The 19476-nt window shown below is 72.8% G+C and carries 20 protein-coding genes; 3 read left to right on the top strand and 17 right to left on the bottom strand.

The genetic code is table 11. From position 1 onward, the window contains the following. Positions 1–57: 57 nt before the first annotated feature. Together K7G59_RS06315 and K7G59_RS06320 are read right to left on the bottom strand one after the other, a co-directional pair. On the bottom strand, positions 58–1983 hold the full coding sequence (locus K7G59_RS06315) for a hypothetical protein (protein ID WP_225830947.1): 1926 nt from the start codon (positions 1981–1983) through the stop codon (positions 58–60). A 49-nt stretch (positions 1984–2032) separates the two neighbouring features. Further along, a complete protein-coding gene (locus tag K7G59_RS06320) occupies positions 2033–2533 on the bottom strand; it encodes a tetratricopeptide repeat protein (protein ID WP_225830949.1) in 501 nt (166 codons plus the stop codon). A gap of 118 nt (positions 2534–2651) precedes the next feature. Between K7G59_RS06320 and K7G59_RS06325 the strand changes: the two genes are divergently transcribed. After that, the gene (locus tag K7G59_RS06325; RefSeq protein WP_225830951.1) at positions 2652–3044 is read left to right on the top strand and encodes a hypothetical protein; all 393 of its coding nucleotides are present in this window, start codon (positions 2652–2654) and stop codon (positions 3042–3044) included. A gap of 62 nt (positions 3045–3106) precedes the next feature. Here K7G59_RS06325 and K7G59_RS06330 read toward each other — a convergent pair whose 3' ends face one another. The 5 genes from K7G59_RS06330 to K7G59_RS06350 all read right to left on the bottom strand — a co-directional run bounded on the left by K7G59_RS06330 (position 3107) and on the right by K7G59_RS06350 (position 8395). Then, complete coding sequence (locus K7G59_RS06330; protein ID WP_225830952.1) at positions 3107–4648, bottom strand: DUF1996 domain-containing protein; 1542 nt, start codon at positions 4646–4648, stop codon at positions 3107–3109. Between the two features lie 103 nt (positions 4649–4751). Next, positions 4752–5405, bottom strand: a complete 654-nt coding sequence (locus K7G59_RS06335) for a response regulator transcription factor (RefSeq protein ID WP_225830954.1) — start codon at positions 5403–5405, stop codon at positions 4752–4754. Then, a complete protein-coding gene (locus K7G59_RS06340; protein ID WP_225830956.1) occupies positions 5390–6658 on the bottom strand; it encodes a sensor histidine kinase in 1269 nt (422 codons plus the stop codon). Before K7G59_RS06340 ends, K7G59_RS06335 begins: the two co-directional genes overlap by 16 nt. 80 nt (positions 6659–6738) lie before the next feature. Further along, positions 6739–7752, bottom strand: a complete 1014-nt coding sequence (locus tag K7G59_RS06345; RefSeq protein WP_225830958.1) for an NAD-dependent epimerase/dehydratase family protein — start codon at positions 7750–7752, stop codon at positions 6739–6741. A gap of 61 nt (positions 7753–7813) precedes the next feature. Then, the gene (locus tag K7G59_RS06350) at positions 7814–8395 is read right to left on the bottom strand and encodes a winged helix-turn-helix domain-containing protein (protein ID WP_225830960.1); all 582 of its coding nucleotides are present in this window, start codon (positions 8393–8395) and stop codon (positions 7814–7816) included. A 444-nt stretch (positions 8396–8839) separates the two neighbouring features. On the opposite strand from K7G59_RS06350, the gene K7G59_RS06355 reads away from it, so the two are divergent. After that, positions 8840–9496, top strand: a complete 657-nt coding sequence (locus K7G59_RS06355; RefSeq protein WP_225830962.1) for a tetratricopeptide repeat protein — start codon at positions 8840–8842, stop codon at positions 9494–9496. Positions 9497–9562: 66 nt separating this feature from the next. On the opposite strand, the gene glnII is transcribed toward K7G59_RS06355, so the two are convergent. From glnII to K7G59_RS06370, 3 genes are all read right to left on the bottom strand, one after another. Continuing rightward, positions 9563–10594 (bottom strand): glutamine synthetase, encoded by a 1032-nt coding sequence (glnII, locus tag K7G59_RS06360; protein WP_225830964.1) that lies wholly within the window; start codon positions 10592–10594, stop codon positions 9563–9565. A 225-nt stretch (positions 10595–10819) separates the two neighbouring features. Beyond that, the gene (locus tag K7G59_RS06365) at positions 10820–11458 is read right to left on the bottom strand and encodes a septal ring lytic transglycosylase RlpA family protein (protein WP_225830966.1); all 639 of its coding nucleotides are present in this window, start codon (positions 11456–11458) and stop codon (positions 10820–10822) included. A gap of 97 nt (positions 11459–11555) precedes the next feature. Then, positions 11556–11924 (bottom strand): arsenate reductase family protein, encoded by a 369-nt coding sequence (locus tag K7G59_RS06370; protein WP_225830968.1) that lies wholly within the window; start codon positions 11922–11924, stop codon positions 11556–11558. 231 nt (positions 11925–12155) lie between these two features. On the opposite strand from K7G59_RS06370, the gene K7G59_RS06375 reads away from it, so the two are divergent. Then, a complete protein-coding gene (locus tag K7G59_RS06375) occupies positions 12156–12470 on the top strand; it encodes a hypothetical protein (RefSeq protein ID WP_225830970.1) in 315 nt (104 codons plus the stop codon). A 127-nt stretch (positions 12471–12597) separates the two neighbouring features. Here the strand turns inward: K7G59_RS06375 and K7G59_RS06380 are convergent, their stop codons facing one another. The 7 genes from K7G59_RS06380 to K7G59_RS06410 form a co-directional block, all read right to left on the bottom strand. Continuing rightward, positions 12598–13782, bottom strand: coding sequence for a winged helix DNA-binding domain-containing protein (locus K7G59_RS06380; protein WP_225830972.1), 1185 nt, complete (start codon positions 13780–13782; stop codon positions 12598–12600). Positions 13783–13917: 135 nt separating this feature from the next. Then, a complete protein-coding gene (locus K7G59_RS06385) occupies positions 13918–14643 on the bottom strand; it encodes an alpha/beta hydrolase (RefSeq protein WP_225830974.1) in 726 nt (241 codons plus the stop codon). Positions 14644–14711: 68 nt separating this feature from the next. Next, a complete protein-coding gene (locus K7G59_RS06390) occupies positions 14712–15296 on the bottom strand; it encodes a hypothetical protein (RefSeq protein WP_225830976.1) in 585 nt (194 codons plus the stop codon). Positions 15297–15298: 2 nt separating this feature from the next. Further along, a complete protein-coding gene (htpX, locus tag K7G59_RS06395) occupies positions 15299–16216 on the bottom strand; it encodes a zinc metalloprotease HtpX (RefSeq protein ID WP_225830977.1) in 918 nt (305 codons plus the stop codon). A gap of 149 nt (positions 16217–16365) precedes the next feature. Then, positions 16366–17685: a hypothetical protein gene (locus tag K7G59_RS06400; protein ID WP_225830979.1), complete on the bottom strand. Its 1320-nt coding sequence runs from the start codon at positions 17683–17685 to the stop codon at positions 16366–16368. A gap of 10 nt (positions 17686–17695) precedes the next feature. Next, positions 17696–17950, bottom strand: a complete 255-nt coding sequence (locus K7G59_RS06405; RefSeq protein ID WP_225830981.1) for a hypothetical protein — start codon at positions 17948–17950, stop codon at positions 17696–17698. A 182-nt stretch (positions 17951–18132) separates the two neighbouring features. After that, entirely contained in the window at positions 18133–19299 is a 1167-nt protein-coding gene (locus tag K7G59_RS06410; RefSeq protein ID WP_225830983.1) for a PP2C family protein-serine/threonine phosphatase, read from the bottom strand. Between the last annotated feature and the right edge of the window lie 177 nt (positions 19300–19476).

Below are 19476 nucleotides of genomic sequence, written 5' to 3' on the forward strand. Positions count from 1 at the left end.
GAACCCTTCCGGCGGGGCTTGTTTACATAAGTGTCAACAGGCGTCCGTGCGGGCTCCTCAGCGCAGCCCGCTGATCGACCGCCCGTCCGCCAGTGTCCCCTTCAGGTCGGCCCGGGCCCCCTGCTCGGCCCGCACTGTCAGCAGCGGTCCCTGCCCGGCCGCGGTGACCCCGCCGCTCGTGCTGATCGTCGCTGTGTCCCTGCTGCCGGCGGCCAGCAGGAACCAGTGCCCCGCCTGGGACTTCCACAGCACCCCGGCCAGCACATGGGGATCACGCGGCCCGCATGCCGGAACGTCGGCGCCCTTGGCCGCCACCGCCCCGGCCGCGCTGCCCGGTGTCCGGAACTGGGCCAGCGCCGTCGTCCCGTCACCGCGCCAGGTCTCGGCCCGCGTGCACACCCATTGGCCCACCCCGCTCCCGTCGGGCAGCGGCTGCTCGGCGAAGCCCCACGCGTTGACGCTGCGCACCCCCGCGGAGCGCTCCGCGGCCAGCGAGCAGGCGAACGGCGCCCAGGACCGCAGCCCCGCGCTGCCGGCCGCCTCGCCGGCCGCGCCGGGGCGTCCGGTGGTGAGGTGGGCCGGGACCAGTTCGCCGAGGTCGGTCGCGAGGTGGTCGCCGGAGGCGTCCGTGAACTGCAGGACGTTCCACGAGGTGCAGCTGCCGGACCGCACGGCGGGACTGGCGACCGGCGCGGTGACGCCGTCGGTGAGGGTGACGCCCGTGGCCGCCGCGTCCGGCTTCGTCAGGTCCCGTACGGCCGCCTTGCGCACCCAGGGGCCCGTCAGATAGCGGACGTTGCCGTCGGAGCGGCCCAGCACGAGCGCGTCCGCCTCCGCGCCGGAGGCGCCGTCGGCGCGGGCGAAGTCCAGCGCGGCACCCGCGGTACCGTCCTTGGGCTCGGCGTAGCGGGCGATGCGCAACCCGTCGTAGAGGATCACCACGCGCGCGTTGTCCACCTCGCCCGCGTACAGCAGCTGGGGAGGGCCGGCCGGGCCGCCGGTCTGGGTGCCGGGGGTCGCCGAGACGCGGACCGTCGCTCCGGGGCGGGCCCAGACGGCGAGGGCCCGGCGCAGCAGGCCCACGTCGCCGGTGAGCGCGCCACGCGCGGGCCACACCGAGAAGTCGGTGCGGCTCGCGGACCGCCAGGCGGTGGGGGAGACCCGGGTCAGCCTGCCGGGATCGAGGGCGGCCTCGGCGGCCGGGTTCGCCACATAGGCGGGCGCGGCGGCGCCGTCGGGGCCCCAGCCGCCGCCCGGCGCGGCGATCAGTGCCCCGGCCACCGCGAGCGCCCCCGCCGCGGCGAGGGCGGCCTTGGTGTGCTGGCGGCGACGCATCAGGTCGGTGGGGCGGGCCTGGAGCGTGCAGGCGTCGAACTCGGGGGAGGCGAGCAGCCCGTAGTGCGCGGGCACGCCGTTCGCCTCCGCGAGCGCCCTCTCGGGGTGTGTGACCCCGGCGGCCTTCAGGGCTTTGCGGACCTCGGCGTCGGGCATGCTCTCCAGGCCGCGCAGTGCGTACGCGGCACGGGCGGCGCCCGGCAGCGCGGACAGCCGCTGGTCCAGGGCGAGTTCGTCGGCTCCGCCGGAGCGCGGGAACAGGCGCAGGCCCCACACCTGGGGCAGCAGCGGCGGAAGCTGGGACAGCCGGGGCAGGCCCCTGCGCGGGCGGGCGGCGTCCAGAGCCGTCCGCAGCACCCGCCCGCGCAGGTACGCGTACCCGGGGTCGCTGTTCCGGTCCGCGGACTGGGACGGGATCAGCGACGTCCGCTTACGGCCCCGGGGCAGGGCCCGCTGAGCCAGCGCGTGTGCGGTCAGCACCCGGCGGCCCCGGCCGAGACCCGGTGGCAGTACCAGGTAGGCGAGCCGGACCAGTCGCGGGTAGTACTCGACGAGCGTGGCCTCGGCCTGCTCGACGTCGACCGGGCCCGGGGCTCCGGAAGAGGCAGAGACGGGGGCGTTACGCTGGGCTACATCCTGTGACCACACGTCATGGAGAACGAACCAGGCGCGGGTTGGTCACCGCCGGACGGGTGATTCAGTCCTCGGGTTCGACCAGCAGGCGCGCGTAGTTGGCCATCGACCGCTGATAGCGCGGCAGATGAGGGGCGAGCGCGCCGAGCACGAGGGACAGCCCCTCGCGGTCGCGGTCGAGGCTGGACAGGCACAGGGCCAGGGCGGCTCGTACCGCGTCGTCCAACTCGTCCGAGGGCGCGTCCAGTTCGGGCGTGAGCAGCTTGACGCCCTCCTCCGCCTGCCCGATGTTCCGCAGCGAGCTGGACAGCTGGATCCTGGCCCGCCGCCCCTTGTAGCCCGTGAGCCCCAGCGCGAGCGCCTCGCGGTACAGCGGCACCGCCTTGTCCGAATGCCCGGTGGAGTCCCAGGCGCAGGCCCGCTCGAAGGGGCCGAGCGGGCTGTCGTCCGGCAGCTCGGCGACGAGCTTGTCGATCAGCGCGCGGAACTCGTCCGCCCGCTCTTCCGGATAGGTGTCGAAGGCGGCCCAGGCCGTGGTCACCCGGTCTTCCCAGTCTTGGTTCACCTGGGCACTTTGGCACGTCCGTGCCTCTCGCGGTACTGGATTTGAGCACGACGCCCGCGGCAGCCGTATCCGACGGGACTGGGCCATGACGACCGGCCCACCGGGACCGGAGGAACCGATGAGGTGGACACGACTGGTGATCGGCGGCGCGGCGGTGCTGACGCTCGCGGGCTGTGGTGCGAGCGCGGACACGAAGGCGGTGCCGCCCACCGCGACCGGCAGTCTGGAGAGCCTGGCCGCGGAGGCGAGGTGCACGCCCAAGATGCAGACCGACACCGACGAGATCCGCCAGGCCCTGTGCAGGAACGGCGACGGCAGGTTCGTCCTCGCCACCTTCGCCACCGACCGTGGGCAGCGTGAGTGGCTCGACGACGCCGAGGACTACGGCGGTTGCTACCTCGTCGGCCGCAAGTGGGTGGCCGTCGGCGACGACGGGACGGTCAGGGCGCTGCGCGGCAGGCTCGGCGGGGACGTGGAGAGGGGCGCCGATCACCACGCGCACGGCGGATGACGTGGCCGGGACAGGAGAACGGGCGGCGGGAGGGAGTCCGCCGCCCGTTGTCCGGCGGGGGTTCACTGACAACGCTGACCGGTGTTGATGCAGTTCGCGATCCTGTTCGCCAGGCCGTTCCTCGTGACGCTGATGAAGTCGTCGTGGTCGGTGGCCGGTTTGTGCAACTGCTCGGGGAAGCCGTCCACCGCGTAGGCGTTCTTCACCACGCCGTTCTCGATCACCGGCGGCGTGATCTTGTACACCAGCCGCATCGTGAGCTGCGGGATCGCCTTGAAGCCGCTCGGGCAGGTGCCGCTCTCGTCGGCGAACGCCACGTGCGTGCGGTGGTTGGCGCTGTCGATGTTCCGCCCGTCCCAGCAGTTCTGGAACGCGAACGTGCGGACCACGTTGCTGCCCTGCGGACAGATCGGGTACTGCGTGGTCAGCTGCACCTTGTTCTCGAAGCCGGTGCAGCTCCAGTGCGCGTTGGCGTTGGCCAGGCCGTTGGTGGTGGTCTTGGCGTCACCGGTGATGATCCGCAGGAACTGCGGCATCGCCACCACCTTGCCGGTGGGGCTGCCGACGTACTTGATCTGTGCCTGGACCGGGGTCAGGATCCGGCCGACGTTGCCCTCCTTGCCGCCGCCGTCGGCGTTCTGGTCGAAGTCCTGGGAGCCGTCCTGGACGCGGACCACCGGCCAGTAGTACGCCGACAGGTCGTTGCGGTTCTGGCAGCTGGTGCCGCCCCGCAGGAACGTCTGGTTGCCGGCGAAGGCGTCGACCTTCTGGTTGCCGACGTAGTCGTGCAGGTGGTGCGCGCCGTTGGCCACGCCGGGCGCGACGATCACGTTGTCGGTGTTGTGGTTCTTGTTGGCGTTCACCCCGCAGTGGGTGACGAACGTGCCGGTGGAGGCGTTGCCGGTGCGGCTCGGTTTCGCCCGCACGTCAGGCTGGACCTCGGTGATGTCGACGAAGTCGGCGGCGACCGGTCCGTTGCCGGCCTGCCCGCCGTCGCCCTGCTGCTGTCCGCCGCCCTGCTGCCCGCCCTGCTGCGCGTCGCCGGTGCCGGTACCCGGGCTCGCGGTGGCGCCGTTGCCCTGCTGCGGGCCGGAGGTGTTCCCCCACCCGCCGGCCGTCGTCCGGTCGGCGGGTGCGCCGGTGCAGGGGGCGAGGGCGTCCAGGCTGTCGGGTGCGCTGCCGCCGACGCGGTCGATCTCCAGCCGGATCCGGTCGATGATCGCCTTCCGCCGGTCCTGGAGCGGCTGCAGGATGGAGTTCTGCACGAAACTCGCGTCCTGCGCCTGCGCGTCCCGCGTGGTCGCCAGGCGCTGGTAGGCGTCGGTGATCTGGCCGTCGAGGGTGGCGAGTTCCCCGTCGACCTCCGTGCGGGCCCGGGCGGGAACGTCGGTGAGCTGCTGGCCGACGTCCGGGCAGGAGATCGTCACCACCTGCGCCGTGGCGGCCTTGGTCCGGTCGCCTCCCCACGACCGGTTGTCCGACTCGTGCGCCGAGGCGTGGAAGTTCGCCCACAGCAGCCCGCCCCCGCCGAGCGCCAGGGCCGCCGATGCGGCTATGGCCCTGATGGCCGGCGGCGTACGGCGTTTTCGTGTGTTGCGTCCCATGGAACTCCTCATGACGTCCTTGCCGGGGCAGCATCGAGGCGCCCGGCAGGAGTGAAGCGGCGTCCTTCCATACGGATGCCGCCCCATGGGTGTTCAGCCGTCTTCAGGAATCCATGTCCAGGTGGGCGAGCACCGCCAGCACCCTGCGGTTGTCGTCGTCCGACACCTCGAGTCCGAGCTTGGCGAAGATGTTGGAGGTGTGCTTGGCGACAGCCCGTTCGGTGACGACGAGTTGCGCGGCGATGCCCGTGTTCGACCGGCCCTGCGCCATCAGCTCCAGCACTTCCCGCTCGCGCGGGGTGAGCTTGGCGAGCGGCCGGTCCCCGGCGGACCGCCGGGACAGCAGCTGCTGGATCACCTGCGGGTCCATCGCCGTACCGCCCGCGGCGACCCGGCGTACCGCGTCCACGAACTGGTCCGCGTCGAACACCCGGTCCTTCAGCAGGTAGCCGACCCCGCCGTCGCCGTCGGCGAGCAGTTCGCGCGCGTACAGTTGCTCCACGTGCTGGGACAGGACCAGCACCGGCAGGCCGGGCCGCTCGCGGCGGGCCTTGAGCGCGCACTGCAGGCCCTCGTCGGTGTGCGTGGGCGGCAGCCGTACGTCGACTACGGCCACGTCCGGCCGCAACTCGGCCAGCGCCCGGGTGAGTTCGGGGCCGGACTCGACGGCGGCGGCGATCTCGAAGCCGTAGGCCTCCAGTAGCCGGACCAGCCCGTCGCGCAGCAGGAAGAGGTCCTCGGCTAGGACAACGCGCACGGAATCTCCATGGTGACCATGGTGGGGCCGCCCGCGGGACTGCTGACGGCCAGGACACCGTCGAATGTACCGAGCCGCCGCTCGACCCCGGCGAGCCCCGAGCCGGCTCCGGCCACGGCGCCGCCCCGGCCGTCGTCGGTGACACCGATCCGCAGCATGCCGTCGGCGTGGTGCAGGTCCACCCATACCCGGTCGGCGCCGGAGTGCTTGACGGCGTTGGTGAGCACCTCGCTGACCGCGAAGTACGCCGCCGACTCCACCGGCGCGTCCGCCCGGCCGGGCAGTTCCACGCTCACCTCCACGGGCAGCGGCAGCCGCAGTGCCAGCGCGCGTACGGCATCGCCCAGTCCGCGTTCGGCCAGCACCGGCGGGTGGATGCCGCGCACCAGGTCGCGCAGCTCCTCCAGGGCTTCGGCGGAGTTCTGCCGGGCCTGCGCGAGCAGCTTCTTCGCCTGTGCCGGGTCCTTGTCGAGCAGCATCTCCGCGGTGCCGAGGTCCATGCCCATGGCGACGAGCCGGGCCTGAGCGCCGTCGTGCAGATCACGTTCGATGCGGCGCAGTTCCGCGGCCGAGGTGTCGACGGCGTCCCGTCGGGTCTCCGTCAGCACCCGCACGCGTTCGGCGAGTTCTTCCTGCCCGGTGTCGAGGACGGCCCGGGTGAGCTGGAAGTGGGCCTTGAACAGGCGCGGGGCGTAAAGGAAGGCGAGTGCCAGGAGCAGGGCGGCGACCACGGCGGCGGCGAAGGCGGTCGCCGGGCCGGAGACCGGCACGAACAGGTACCAGTACGTCCGGCCGTCGTCCGCCAGCACCCGCCACAGCCCGGCTGCCGCGAGGAATCCCTCGAAGGGCTTCAGGAGCAGCACGGCCGGGAGCATCGCGGTGAGGAGGCCCGCCGTCATGTCCACCGGCAGCCACAGCACGTCCCGCCGGACCTGCGGGTCACGCAGCATCACGAAGGTGCGCGTCCATGGGTTGGCGCCCGCCGGGACCGGACGGTACGCCGACCGTATCCGCACCCCGCCCCACTCGTGTGCAAGGCGCCGTCGCACGTCCGCGACGTCCCGGACCCCGCCCAGGATCCACGGGGTCAGGACGAGACCGACACCGAGGGGGACGAGCGCGACCGAGATGAGGGTGAGTGCGAAGCAGAGCACCGAGACCGGCAGCATCGCCACCGCCAGCGCGAGCCCCCGGACCGCGGCCAGCACCACCTCCCGGGTGTGGGCGCCGATGCTCTTCTTGTTGAGGTTCATGACGCCAGTCTCCCCGACCCGCCGACCCGGGTCACTGGCCGAAGCCCCACGTCAGAGGTGGTGCCAGGTACACCCCCCGGCTATGCCTGACGCCCGGCCAGCACCGCCGCCTCGACGTCCGGGGCGAGGCCCACCACCGGCCGGTCCGGCCGCTGCGGCGCGGTGCCCCCGATGTCGGTCAGCCAGCGCCAGGTGTCGGCGACGGTCTCCCGGACCGGCCGGCAGACCAGGCCCGCCGCCACCGCCCGGGACACGTCCGAGCGGTGCACCCCGTCGTGCAGGTCGGTCCCGGGCGGTGTCCACACCGGCAGCTGGGTCCATGGTTCGATCCCGGCGTCCAGGATCACCTGCGGCTCGGTCCAGCGCAGTTCGGCAGCCGCGCCGGTGGCCCGCACGCACTCGTCCAGCAGCTCGCCCATGGTGGTGTGTCCGGACGGGCTGACCAGGTCGTACGGCCCGCTCAGCCGCTGCTCCACGGCACCGAGGATCCACTCGGCGAGGTCGCGTGCGTCGATGTACTGCAGAGGCAGGTCGCGGGGGCCGGGGGCCAGGACCGGGCCGCCGCGGCCGATCCGGGTCAGCCACCAGGGCAGCCGGCCGATGTTCTCGTGCGGGCCGAGGATCAGCCCGGCCCGCACCAGCAACGAGCCGTCCGCGCCGAAGGTCTCGACGGCGGCCAGCTCGCCGCCCCGTTTGTCCTGCGCGTACTCGGTGTGCTCCGCGTCCGCGGCGGCACCCTCGACCAGCGGCGCGTCCTCGGTGGCCCCGCTCAGCGAGCCACGGGGCCAGGCGTACACGGACCGGCTGGAGACGTACACGTACCGGCCGGCCCGGTCCCGCAGCAGCCGGGCCGCGTTCAGGACCGCGCGCGGCTGGGCCGACCAGGTGTCCACCACGGCGTCCCAGCTCCCGCCGTCCGCGGCGAGGGCGGCGAGCCCGTCGGGAACCGTACGGTCGCCGTGCAGCGACCGAGCCCCGGCGGGGGCCCGGCCGCGCCCGCGGTGGAAGACGGTGACCTCCCAGCCGCGCTCGAGCGCCGCCGTCACCACGGCCCGTCCCACGAACTCCGTACCGCCGAGCACAAGAAGTCTCATGCCGCGATCATGCCTGCCGGGAAAGCCGCAGCGGAACCGGATCTGCCGAGGGCAGAAGGGGTCAACGCCCGGACGGAGGGACGTACTTGTATCCGACCCGGCGCACCGTCTGGATCGTGGCGCGGTGCTGTGCACCCAGCTTGCGGCGCAGCCGGGCGACGTGGACGTCCACGGTGCGGCCGTCGCCGATGTGGCCGTACCCCCACACCGTGGTGACCAGCTGGTCGCGGGTGTGCACCCGGTGCGGATGCGCCACCAGGTGGGCGAGCAGCTCGAACTCCAGGTAGGTGAGGTGGAGTTCGCGGCCGTCGACGCGGGCCGTGCGCCGTGCGGGGTCGATGCGTACCAGCGGGTCGGCGCCGGCGGCGGTCTCCGCCTCCGTCGCCCCGGGCGCCGCGACCGGCGGGAACGGCGGTTGCTGGTCGGCGGGGACCAGCACCAGGTAGCCGACCATCGGGGGCCGGCCGGGCAGGGCGGGCAGGGCGTGCTGCGGCGCGGGCAGCCAGGTCGCACCGGGCGGCAGCAGGTCCGCGACCCGCACCGCCTCGTCCGTGTCGACGGCACGCAGCCGGTGCCGGGCGCCGTCGCGGGAAGGGGAGGCGGCGGTGCGGACGGCGGTGGGGAGGGAACGAGTGGTCGCCATGAGAGGTCAGCTCTTTTCGCGCGAGGAGTTCGTCGAGCAGGACGACGGCCGCGACTCGTGGTCGGGCGCGCCGGAGGACGTACGTCGTTTCGCGCTGGCCGGAGGCCGGGGTGTACGGCTTCAGAGGGCCCGCGCGTTCACCGCGCGGCAACACACCCGGTCGAAGTCGTGGTGCTGACGGGAAGGCCAGAAGGGCTCGAGGTCGTGACGACCCGTCGCGATGCACCTCTGGTAGTCGGCCATGTGCCCATTGAAGCAGACCCGGCCGCCGGGCAGGAGTCTTCTCTCACTGCCCGGACGTCTCCCTGGCGTGAAGCCGGCGTGGCGGGTGCGCCGTCGGCGAGGCCGCTGACGGCCGGGGTGCCCTTCACGGGAACGGCGACTCGTGTGTCACCGCGCCAACTCGCGTGACTCCTGGGCCACTTCGGTCAATACGATCACCGCATGACCATGGATGTGCGAATCGAGCAGGCCGGACTCCTCTACGAGCGCGCTGTCTTCGGCGGTGACGCCGGTGCGCTGGCGGCAGCCGATCGCGGCCTCGACGCCGCCGAGGCGGACCTCGCCCTGGCCCGGGGTCGGGTGGTCCACGCCCGATTCCTGGACGAGCGGGTCGAGGACGCGGGGGAGCTGGAGCTGTTCGAGCGGGCGGCAGAGCTGTACCGGAAGCTCGGTGACGTCCGTGGCGAGGGCGAGGCGGTGTTCTGGGTGGGAACCTTCCACCAGGTGGTCCGGGACGACACGGAAACCGCATTGCCCGCCTTCGAACGCGCTCTCGACCTGGCCACCGACGCGGGGGACCGGCTGACGGTGTCCTACGTCCTGAGGCACCTCGGGTTCGCCGAGCACATGGCCGGACGGCTGGACGAGGCCCGCAGGCACTTCGAGGAGTCGACCCGGCTGCGCCGGCAGCTGGGGTTCCTGCCCGGAGTGGCGGCGAACCTGATCGGGCTGGCCCACCTCGCCGCACAGCAGGAGCGGCACGACGACGCGGTGTCGCTCCTCGAGGAGGCGGCAGAACTGGCCGAAACCGCCGATGCCCACGGCGTGCTGCGCTGGGTGGCCGAGGCCCGCAGGGAACTCGACTCCAAGGCTCCGTGACAGTGCGCCGAAACGGCGCAGGGGCGCCCGCGTGATCGCGGGCGCCCCTGGTCGCAACGGGACCGATCAGACCTGGCCGGCCTTCTCCAGCGCGGCGCAGCAGGTGTCCACCAGCAGGCGGGTCACCACGTACGGGTCGACGTTGGCGTTCGGGCGGCGGTCCTCGATGTAGCCCTTGCCGTCCTTCTCGACCTGCCACGGGATACGGACCGAGGCACCGCGGTCGGAGACGCCGTAGGAGTACTTGTCCCACGGGGCGGTCTCGTGCAGACCCGTCAGGCGCTCGTCGATGCCGGCGCCGTAGTTCTTGACGTGGTCCAGCGGCTTGGAGCCCTCGCCGAGCGACTCGCAGGCGGTGATGATGGCGTCGTAGCCCTCGCGCATCGCCTTGGTGGAGAAGTTGGTGTGCGCGCCGGCGCCGTTCCAGTCGCCCTTGACCGGCTTGGGGTCGAGGGTCGCGGAGACGCCGAAGTCCTCGGCGGTGCGGTACAGCAGCCAGCGGGCCACCCACAGCTGGTCGGAGACCTCCAGCGGGGCCAGCGGGCCGACCTGGAACTCCCACTGGCCGGGCATGACCTCGGCGTTGATGCCGGAGATGCCGAGGCCCGCCTTCAGGCAGTTCTCCAGGTGCGCCTCGACGACGTCACGGCCGAAGATCTCGTCGGCGCCGACACCGCAGTAGTAGCCGCCCTGCGGGGCCGGGAAGCCGCCCTCGGGGAAGCCGAGCGGGCGGGTACCGTCGAAGAAGGTGTACTCCTGCTCGATGCCGAAGATCGGCTCCTGCGCGGCGAACCGCTCGGCGACCTCGGCCAGCGCGGCACGCGTGTTGGACCGGTGCGGGGTCATGTCGATGTCGAGGACCTCGCACAGCACCAGGATGTCGTCGCCGCCGCGGATCGGGTCCGGGCAGACGAAGACCGGCTTGAGTACGCGGTCCGAGGAGTGCCCCTCGGCCTGGTTGGTGGAGGACCCGTCGAAGCCCCAGATCGGCAGCGCGTCGAGACCGGCCGGAGCGCCCGCGATGATCTTCGTCTTGGAACGCAGCTTGGCTGTCGGCGCGGTGCCGTCGATCCAGATGTACTCAGCCTTGAAGGTCACGGGGCCACATCCTTCGGGGGTGGTAGGGCGCACTGGGGCGCTTGCGGCGCTGCGGCACTGGGGCGCCGCTCGATCTGCCCGCCACCCTGTCAACAGGCGATTTCCCGTCCGTTGCCCGAATGTGAACCCCGTGTTACGTGGTCTTTCTCCCGGTCGGTTCGTATACGAGAGATCCGCGGGGGAGGACGAGCCCGCCGGCGGACTCGGTCCTCCCTCACGCCACCCTCAGCCCACCTTCTCGATCAGCGCGTGCCGGATCAGGAACTTGCCCGGCTCCCGGACCTGCTCGAAGGCGGCGTTGTCGAGCAGTACGCAGCTCCCGGAGACGGACGTGACCTTCACCGTCGTGGACTTGTCGTTGTCCAGGTTGGTGACCCTCAGCGTCGTGCCCGCCGGGAACCGGTCGCTGGACGCGGCCGGAGCACCGCCTTCGCCGGAGAGCGTGACGGTGGAGCCCTGACACACCTGCTGCCCGCCGCCGGTCTGCCGGGCGGTGCCGCCCTGCTGCCCGGCGCTGCCCTGTCCCGCCCGGGAGCCCTGGGCCGACTCGCCGACGGTGCACCCGGCCGCCTTCTGCTGGACCTCGATCTGCTCGACGACCGCCTGCCGGTTGGCGATCCGGGCCGCCGACTGTGCGTCCGGGGCCGCCTTCTGGCCCTCGATGAACTTCTCGTTGTTGCCGAGGGCCGTGGCCAGCCCCTGGCAGACCGCCGAGTCCGCGGCGGACAGCGTCCTGGCGTTGCGCGGACCCGGTGCGGCATTCGACGTGGACGCCAGCACGAAGGCCCCGCCGCCCGCCACCGCCGCGGCGCTGACGAGCAGCGCGAGCTTCTTCTTCGTACCGAGGGTTCTCCTGCGCGACATGCGCGCCTCCTGAAGAGGTAGGGGAGCGTACGTCGCTAGGTACGGGACGCCGGACGAGGTTACTCAGGGGTTACCGGAGCCACCGAAGTAACCTGCGTCACATCTTGGTGCGGGACAGCGCCTCCTGTACGGCGTCCTCGCTGCGGGCGACGACGGCCGTACCGTCGTCGGCCGTGATGATCGGCCGCTGGATCAGCTTGGGGTGCTCGGCGAGAGCGCGGATCCACCGGCCGCGGGACGCCTCGTCGCGCGCCCAGTCCTTCAGCCCCAGCTCCTTGGCGTCCGCCTCCTGGGTCCGGGTGATGTCCCACGGTTCGAGCCGCAGCCGCTCCAGCACGGCCCTGATCTCGTCCTCGCTCGGTACGTCCTCCAGATACCGGCGGACGGTGTACTCGGCCCCCTCGGCGTCGAGCAGGCTGATGGCGCTACGGCACTTGGAGCAGGCCGGGTTGATCCAGATTTCCATGGGGGTCACGGTACGCGCGTCCACGGCCCGATCGCTTCTGTTCGAATTTCAGCCGTCCCGGCAGCACCACCTCGACCTGCTGTGACAGGGCAACAATTTCCCTGCTCAGCAGGGAAGTTGCCCTCGCTCGCAGACCTCCGATTGTCAGTGCCGGCCAGTAAACTGGGAGCAGTGTTCGAGGGAGCCGCCGGAACCCCGGGGGAGTGCCCTGACCGCGACAGGAGGATGCCCGTGCCCGCTGCCGCACTGAAGCCGAAGCCGTTGCCGACCCAGTCCACCGCCAAGCGTTCCGTGCTGTTCGACTCGCCCTACCAGCCCGTGACGAAGCCGCCGCTGCCGGCCGGGCGACCGCGCGAGTGGTACGTCACCCACAACCGCCGGCTCAAGGCCATGCGCCTGGCCATCGCCCTGCTGGACTCCGGGGTCTACCTGCCCGACCAGGCCCGCAACGAGACGATACGCAGCACGGCGGAGCGGATCGGCATCCACCCGCCGTCCGACACGACGTGCCACATGGTCCGGGCACTGATGCGTTACTCCCGGTGAGCCGGTGAGCCGGTGAGGTGCGGTGCCGGGTGCCCCCGGACTTCCGGGGTGCCCGGCACCGTTCTCAGACCCTCAAGCCCTCAAGGCCTCAAGCCCTCAAGCCCTCAAGCCACCCCCACGCGGACTCTCAGGCGGACAGCTCCCGCTCCAGCGGCGTCCGGAAGCGCGGTGTGACCCGTGTCGGACCCAGCCAGCCGCGCAGTCTCTCCGCCTCCGCCCCGACCGCATCCTCGGCCTCCCGGCGCACCCCCGGTTCCGGGACGCGCCAGACGATCTCACCGTCCGGGCGCTGGGCCCAGCCGCCCACCACCCGGCCGTTCCACCACACCGTCGGGCCCACGTTGCCGCTGCGGTCGAAGAGCAGGGGGCGCAGTTCGGGGGCCAGAAACCAGTCGCGCTGCTGCCAGGCCATGGCCGTCGGATCGAGGGCGGGGAGCAGGGCCGCCCAGGGCTCCTCGGGGGCGGCCACCGGGTCCGTGTCACCGTCGGCGACGTACGCCGGGCCTTCGTCCACCGTCACCTGCCGCGCGCCGACCGCGTCAAGGGCGCGGCGGACCTCCGTCACCCGCCAGCCCGTCCACCACTTCAGGTCCGCCTCCGTCGCCGGGCCGCAGGCCCTGAGCCAGCGGCGCAGCAGGTCGGCCTGCGCGTCGGCCGGGTCCAGCTCCGGGTGCTCGGGGGCCGGTGCCCAGCGGAACTGGCTGGACGTCCAGGAGCCGAGCGGCCGGCCGCGAACCACCTTGCCCTCGACGCCGAGCACGCGCAGCAGGCGGGAGGAGACCGTGTGCACGCCCTCGTAGCTCTTCCCGGCCGCGTACACGAACTGCTCGCGCAGACGCGGCTCGTCCTGCGTCAGCTCCGCCGCCGTCGCCTCGCCGCGCCGGGCCAGCGCGGCCAGCGCGGACGCCTCGACCTCCGCCAGCCAGGCCGCGTCCGGGGCGCCCGCCTTCGCCATGTCCTTGAGGAGGTGCGCGCGTTCACGGGCGGCCACGGTCAGGCCCGTCGAGGCGTGGACGACGGCCGTCAGCTCGGCCGGGAACACGAACACCGTGTGCCGCATGCCGTGCATGCGGACCAGTGCGCGGTCCTCGTACAGCGCGCGCTCCGTCTGGGGCACCGCCTTCGCCGGGTCGGTGAGCCGCGCGGCCACCGCCAGGTACACCGACGCCGGGTCCGTGCCGTGCAGGGCCACCAGGGAGGCGGCGACCTCCTCGGGGCCCGCCGCGCGCGCCGGGTCCGCCAGACGGTGCCGCAGGGCCAGTCTGGCCCGCCGCTCGGCCGTGCCGATGTGCCGCCGTCGTGCCTCATCCATACCGGCCTCCCCGTGGACCGTGGGTGACGATCTCCTGTCCGTATGGTCGCCGATGCCACTGACAATCGACCCGACGCGGTCGCGGCACGCCCCCGGAGCCACCGCCCCCGACGGCACCGGCACGGGCAGCGCGGCTCAGCCCTCCCCGTCCAGCCCCTTCAGCAGCACGCTCGCGAGCTCCTGCCGGTCCTCTGCGTGATCCCGGTACCACAGTCCCAACCTGTGCTCGGCGTCCGGGAGTTCGAGCCGGGTGAACTGGGCACGTGCCGACAGCGCCTCGTGTACGGCCTCCGTCACGGCCGGCGGGATGACCGTGTCGGCGCCCGGTACCGCCAGCACCGCCCGGCCTCCGTAGGTCCGCAGTGTCTCCAGGGCCACAGAGGTGCGCCAGCCGTCCGGCGTGCGGATGATCTCGCTGAACCTGCCCCGGCCGTCGCCGAACGGCACGTCCCAGGCCTCCGGCGCGTAGACGGCGGGCGCGCACAGGCCCACCGCCGCCACCCGGCGGCCGTAGTGCCGCATGAGATCCGCGACGGTCTGGCCGCTCATGCTGAAGCCGACCAGCACCAGCGGGTCGCCCGCCGGGGCGTAGGCGTCGAGCACCGCCACCGACTGCTCGAACCTGCGCCGCAGGCTCAACTCCGCGAGTGCCCCGGAGCTGTCCCCGTGCCCCGAGAAGTCGAACGCCAGGGCGTGGCAGCCGTGCTCGGTGAACTCCGCGAGCAGCGGCAGGAGCCGCTCCTTGCTGCCGTTCCCGGCGCCGTGCAGCAGGATCACCGTGGCCCGGCCGGGCTGCCCGGCGGACACACCGCTGAGCCGTTCGCCGTCGTACGCGTAGGAGAAATCAGTGAGTTCGCCCATAAGGGGCATTCACTCACGGCAGGGGCCCGGAGGAGGGGGAGGGACGGGCCCGGGTCACAGGCCGGGGGTCACAGGCCGGGCGCCCCCCATACCGGGAACCAGCGGCCGAGGTCCGGCTCGATCCGCAGGTCGCTCGCCAGCATCACCTTGACCTCGAGCTCCAGGGCGCCGTCCCGGCGTTCGCCGCCGCCGGGCAGCGGGGCGAAGGGGTAGAAGCTGCCCCGCTTGTAGAGGTAGACCAGGGCCAGCTTCCGGCCGCCCTCGCCCGCGAACACGGCCAGGGAGCACAGCAGCTGCGGGCCGAATCCGCTGGCCTCCAGGGAGCTGTTCACCGCATGCAGGTCGTTGACCAGCTCGGGCAACTGGTCGGGGCCGCGCCGGGAGACCAGCCAGGAGTAGCCGTACTCGTCCTGCCGGATCTCCACCCCAGGCCCCTTGCGCTCGGCGTCCGCGTCCAGGAGCGCCCGGACCTCCCGGTAGGTCTGCTCGAAGGCCGCGCCCTCCACCGTGGCGAAGCACACCGCCCCGTCGCCGGTCGGCGTGAACCCGGCCGCCGCCTCGAGCGTCACGGCCGCCGACGGCAGCGCGAACAGCTGGTCGAGGTCGGGGGCGACGGGCTTCGTGCGGCCGAGCAGGATGTCCAGCAGACCCATGCTCAGCCCGCCTTTCCGGGCGCCGCCGCCTCGCCCAGCTCGGTGGAGATGCGGCCCAGTTGGTCGAGCCGCTGCTCGAGACTGGGGTGGGTGGACAGCAGCCGGGAGAAAGCGGCTCCGGAGCCCAGGGCCGGGGTGAAGTAGAAGGCGTTGAACGCCTGTGCCGTACGCAGGTCCTTCATCGGGATCCGGGCGATGTCCCCGCAGACCTTGGTGAGCGCCGACGCCAGCGCCGAGGGCCGGCCGGTCAGCTGGGCGGCGGCCCGGTCGGCGGCCAGCTCCCGGTACCGGGACAGCGCCCGGATCAGCAGGAAGCTGATCGCGTACACGGCGGCCGAGACGCCCATCACGGCGGCGAACACCGCCATCGTGTTCTGGTCCTTGCGGCCCCGGAACAGCTGCGAGTAGAAGGCGAAGCGCACCATCAGGCCGGCGATCACCCCGAGGAAGGACGCCACGGTGATCACGGCGACGTCCTTGTGCGCGACGTGCGACAGCTCGTGCGCGAGCACGCCCTCCAGCTCGGCGGGTTCCAGCCGGCGCAGCAGGCCGGTGGTCACGCAGACCACGGCGTGATCGGGGTTGCGGCCGGTGGCGAACGCGTTCGGCATGTCCATGCTTGACACGGCGACGACCGGCTTCGGCATGTCGGCCTGGGCGCACAGCCGGTCGACCACCCCGTGCAGCTCGGGATACTCCTCCCGCTCCACGACCCGGCCGTGCATCGCGTACAGCGCGACCCGGTCGGAGAACCAGTACTGGGCCGCGAGCATCGCCGCCGCGATCACGGCGACCAGGACCCAGGACTTCAGCAGCACGATCAACGCGGCGACGAATCCCACGTACAGCAACCCGAGCAGGAACAGCGTGACCCCCATGCGTGCGGTCAGTCGCCGGTCGCTCCGGAAGCGGCTCTGCATCTGCATCACCCCGCAGTCAGGCACTCGTCCCGGTGTCCAGTGTGCACCTGCCCACTCCCGGCGGCCTCCATGACGCGGTTGCTTTCGCGCCCAGGGCCCGCAAAGCCTTGCCCCTGGGGCCGGAGAAGCCTCGCCGGCCTTTCTGCCGGTCAGCCGGGCTGTCGCACGCGCCGCACGGTCTGTTCCGCCCGTGCCCGCAGCCGCTCGTCCGGATCGTCGAGCAGCGCCATGGCCGCCCGCAGCCGTACGGCCCCGCCGTGGGCGTCCAGCAGCCGGTACGCCGACACCCGCACCCACCTCGGCCGCCCGGCGCCCAGCCGCTCGGTCAGCCACTGCTCCGGCAGCAGCCGGGCCGAGGGCAGCAGCGCGAGGGTCGCCTCGCGGACGACCCCGGGTGCGGGGTCGTCCAGCATCCGCCGCATCCGCGGTACGTCCGTCACGTCCAGCAGCCGCAGCCCGGCCACCGCCCGGGCCCGTACGCCCGCCACCGGATGGTCCAGCAGCGGCCACAGCAGCCCGGCGTCGAGGCGCTGCCCGCACTCGGCCAGCCCGAGGGCGGCACCGGGAGGCAGCCCCGGGTCGGCCGGGTCGGCGCACCGCTGCCGGTACCAGGGGAGCGGGTCGGTCCCGTGCTGCCGTACGACATAGCGCGCGCAGGCCCGCACCAGCGCCGACCGGTCCGCGAGGAACCCCGTCGCCCGCTCGTGCCGCCCCAGCCGCCGCAGCGCGGTGACCCCGGCGGACCGGGCCTGGGGGTTGCGGGCGCCGAGCAGCGCCTCCAGCACCTCTTCGGCGTCCTGCTCACCGGCGCCGGCCGACGCCGCGTCCGCGCACAGGTTCCGCACCACGATGTCGTCCTCCCGGGCGGCGGCGCGGGCCAGCTCGCCGGGGGACAGCAGACCCCGCTGGACGGCGAGGCCGTACGCGAACCGTCGTACGGCCCGGTCGGCGGCGGCCAGCAGCGGCGCGAGGCGCTCCTTGTCCGCCCGGTCCAGCAGGTCGCGCAGCAGCCCGGCCGCGAAGTCCCCGCGCCCGCGCCGCCCGATCCGCAGCACCAGCGGGGCCAGCCGTACGGCCGCCGCATCGTCCAGCTCCCGCGCCAGCAGCTCGCGGGCCCGCTCCCGCACCGGCGGAGCCCAGTCCGCACAGCGCAGCACGACCAGCGGGAGCAGCTCCGGGCGCCCGGCGGCCCGTCCCAGCGCCCGGTGCCGGATCCGGCCGTCGCGGTGGCACAGGGCGAGGGCGAGGTGGGGGTCGGTGAGCGGGCCGCCGGCACGCAGGGCGGCGATCAGCGCACGGCCGCCGTCGGTCGCCTCCCAGACCGGGACGACGTCCGGCGGGAGGTACCACTGGTCCTCCCGCACCCCCTCGTCGAACTCCAGCCAGGCGGCCGGACCACCCGTGCCGACGACGTCCGCCAGTGCGCCGCCCTCCACGAGCCACCGCGCGGCGCTGATCCCCTCCCGCACCACGGCCTCCTCAGTAGGTGCGCAGTTGCGCGTAGCCGAGCAGGACGATCATCGCGGCGACACAGCCCAGCACGATGGCCGTGGACACCCACGAGGACCGGCGCGGCCCCACCGGTTCGGGGTCGGGGCGGAACGGCGCCGGGTCCGGCGGGTTCTCCTTCCAGCGGGCGGCGAGCATCCGGGCCCGCGCCGAGGGCTCCTTGTACTCGGCCGCGTCCGCCCACCTGTGGTCGAACTCCCGCTGCCAGTCGTCCTGTCCAGTCATCCCCGTGCAAACCTCTTTCGTCCGACAGAGTCCGGAACGATGGTCCTTCCGACAGTAGGAAGCCTGGGAGGCGGCAATGGTTGCACGCGCATCCGAAACGCACCTCGCCGACAGCGGGGCCTCGGTGCGACGGTCGTTGCAGGCCTCCCTGTGAGCCGCGGTTCCCCAGCCGGCCAGGACGGTCACCGCATGCCGGCCCCGCCGGAAGGCGGTTCGGACAGGCCGTCGAACCGGTCAGCCAGGATCATCGCCACATCGTCCGCCAGGTCGCCGCCGGTGTGACGGCTCAACGCCTGGTGCAGTTGCTCCAGGAACTCCCGCGGGCTGGGACCGGCGCCTATCCTCTCCATGGTCTCCGGCAGAGCGAAGAATTCGTTGTCGGGGTTGCGGGCCTCGATCACACCGTCGGTGTACAGCAGCAGGCGGTCACCGGGGGCGAACGCGTAGCTCTCCGGCTTCTCGGGGGGATCGGCGATGAGGTCCTCGAGGCCGAGAGGCGGCGACGGCAAGCTCGGCACGAGTGGTACGGCCCTGCCCTGGCGCAGCAGCATCGGCGGTGGATGTCCACGGTTGACCAACTGCACCACGGGTTCGTCCGGCACCTGCGCGATGAGCGCCGTGGTGAACCCTTCCAGCAGAACCTCCGGACCGAACGCACCCGGGACGGCGACTTCCCGTTGCAGTGCGGCCGTGCAGCGGTTCATGACCTCCAGCAGGTCCCTCTCGTAGTGCACGGCCTCCCGGAACGCCCCCAGGGCCACCGCGACGGCTCGCACCGCGGACAGTCCCTTGCCCCGGACGTCCCCGACGATCATCCGGACGCCGTACCGCGTCTGCACCGCCTCGTACAGGTCCCCGCCCACCCGTGCCCCGGTCCCGGCCGCGAGGCACAGGCTGTCGGCCCGCAGCGGGCCCAGGAGCGTGGGCACGGGCCGCAGCACGACCTCCTGGGCCGCCACGGCGATGCGGCGGACCTGGTCGAGCTCTCTCTGCCTGCGCTCCTGCATAGTGCGGCTGGTGAGGAAACCAGCCGCGGAGACCAAGGCCAGAGCCAGGAAGTTGCTGTAGACCTGCAGCGTGCCCCATGCCCCGTTGTAGGTCGCGGTGGTCACACTGATCGCCAGCGCCAGGGCCGCCGCCGCGGTGGTGCCCCTGGGCCCCAACGTCACTGCCGCCAGCGCCGGCACCGCGGTGAGGAAGGGGCCGGTGTAGACGAAGTGCGCAGGCGTGAGTTCGATGACCAACACGGCCAGCGCGATCAGATAGGGCGCCCACCGCATCAGCGCGAAGGGGACTCGGTTGTGGACGCCTGCTCCTGGCAGCGGGGGTGAGCGCAAGAGCCACCTCATGCACCAAGCCTGCCTCGTGGACAGCCGCTGCTCCACCCAGCCGACCGCCCTGGGACGAGCTCACGGGGCATCTCACCCGCGGGCGACGCCGCCGGAGCCGAAAAGCCGACGGCCCGCAGACGGCCCAGGGGGGCGGAATCCCGCTCTGACCCGGGGCGACATCACACGTCGAAGCAA

The organism is Streptomyces sp. NK08204 (assembly GCF_020400585.1).
Classification (GTDB): Bacteria; Actinomycetota; Actinomycetes; order Streptomycetales; family Streptomycetaceae; genus Streptomyces.

What these genes read in the sequence shown, in the direction of transcription:
- K7G59_RS06325 (WP_225830951.1), top strand. Translation starts at nt 2,652, where the DNA reads ATGAGGTGGACACGACTGGTGATCGGCGGCGCGGCGGTGCTGACGCTC.
- K7G59_RS06330 (WP_225830952.1), bottom strand. Translation starts at nt 4,648, where the DNA reads ATGGGACGCAACACACGAAAACGCCGTACGCCGCCGGCCATCAGGGCC.
- K7G59_RS06340 (WP_225830956.1), bottom strand. Translation starts at nt 6,658, where the DNA reads ATGAACCTCAACAAGAAGAGCATCGGCGCCCACACCCGGGAGGTGGTG.
- K7G59_RS06345 (WP_225830958.1), bottom strand. Translation starts at nt 7,752, where the DNA reads ATGAGACTTCTTGTGCTCGGCGGTACGGAGTTCGTGGGACGGGCCGTG.
- K7G59_RS06350 (WP_225830960.1), bottom strand. Translation starts at nt 8,395, where the DNA reads ATGGCGACCACTCGTTCCCTCCCCACCGCCGTCCGCACCGCCGCCTCC.
- K7G59_RS06355 (WP_225830962.1), top strand. Translation starts at nt 8,840, where the DNA reads ATGACCATGGATGTGCGAATCGAGCAGGCCGGACTCCTCTACGAGCGC.
- K7G59_RS06365 (WP_225830966.1), bottom strand. Translation starts at nt 11,458, where the DNA reads ATGTCGCGCAGGAGAACCCTCGGTACGAAGAAGAAGCTCGCGCTGCTC.
- K7G59_RS06370 (WP_225830968.1), bottom strand. Translation starts at nt 11,924, where the DNA reads ATGGAAATCTGGATCAACCCGGCCTGCTCCAAGTGCCGTAGCGCCATC.
- K7G59_RS06380 (WP_225830972.1), bottom strand. Translation starts at nt 13,782, where the DNA reads ATGGATGAGGCACGACGGCGGCACATCGGCACGGCCGAGCGGCGGGCC.
- K7G59_RS06385 (WP_225830974.1), bottom strand. Translation starts at nt 14,643, where the DNA reads ATGGGCGAACTCACTGATTTCTCCTACGCGTACGACGGCGAACGGCTC.
- K7G59_RS06390 (WP_225830976.1), bottom strand. Translation starts at nt 15,296, where the DNA reads ATGGGTCTGCTGGACATCCTGCTCGGCCGCACGAAGCCCGTCGCCCCC.
- htpX (WP_225830977.1), bottom strand. Translation starts at nt 16,216, where the DNA reads ATGCAGAGCCGCTTCCGGAGCGACCGGCGACTGACCGCACGCATGGGG.
- K7G59_RS06405 (WP_225830981.1), bottom strand. Translation starts at nt 17,950, where the DNA reads ATGACTGGACAGGACGACTGGCAGCGGGAGTTCGACCACAGGTGGGCG.
- K7G59_RS06410 (WP_225830983.1), bottom strand. Translation starts at nt 19,299, where the DNA reads ATGAGGTGGCTCTTGCGCTCACCCCCGCTGCCAGGAGCAGGCGTCCAC.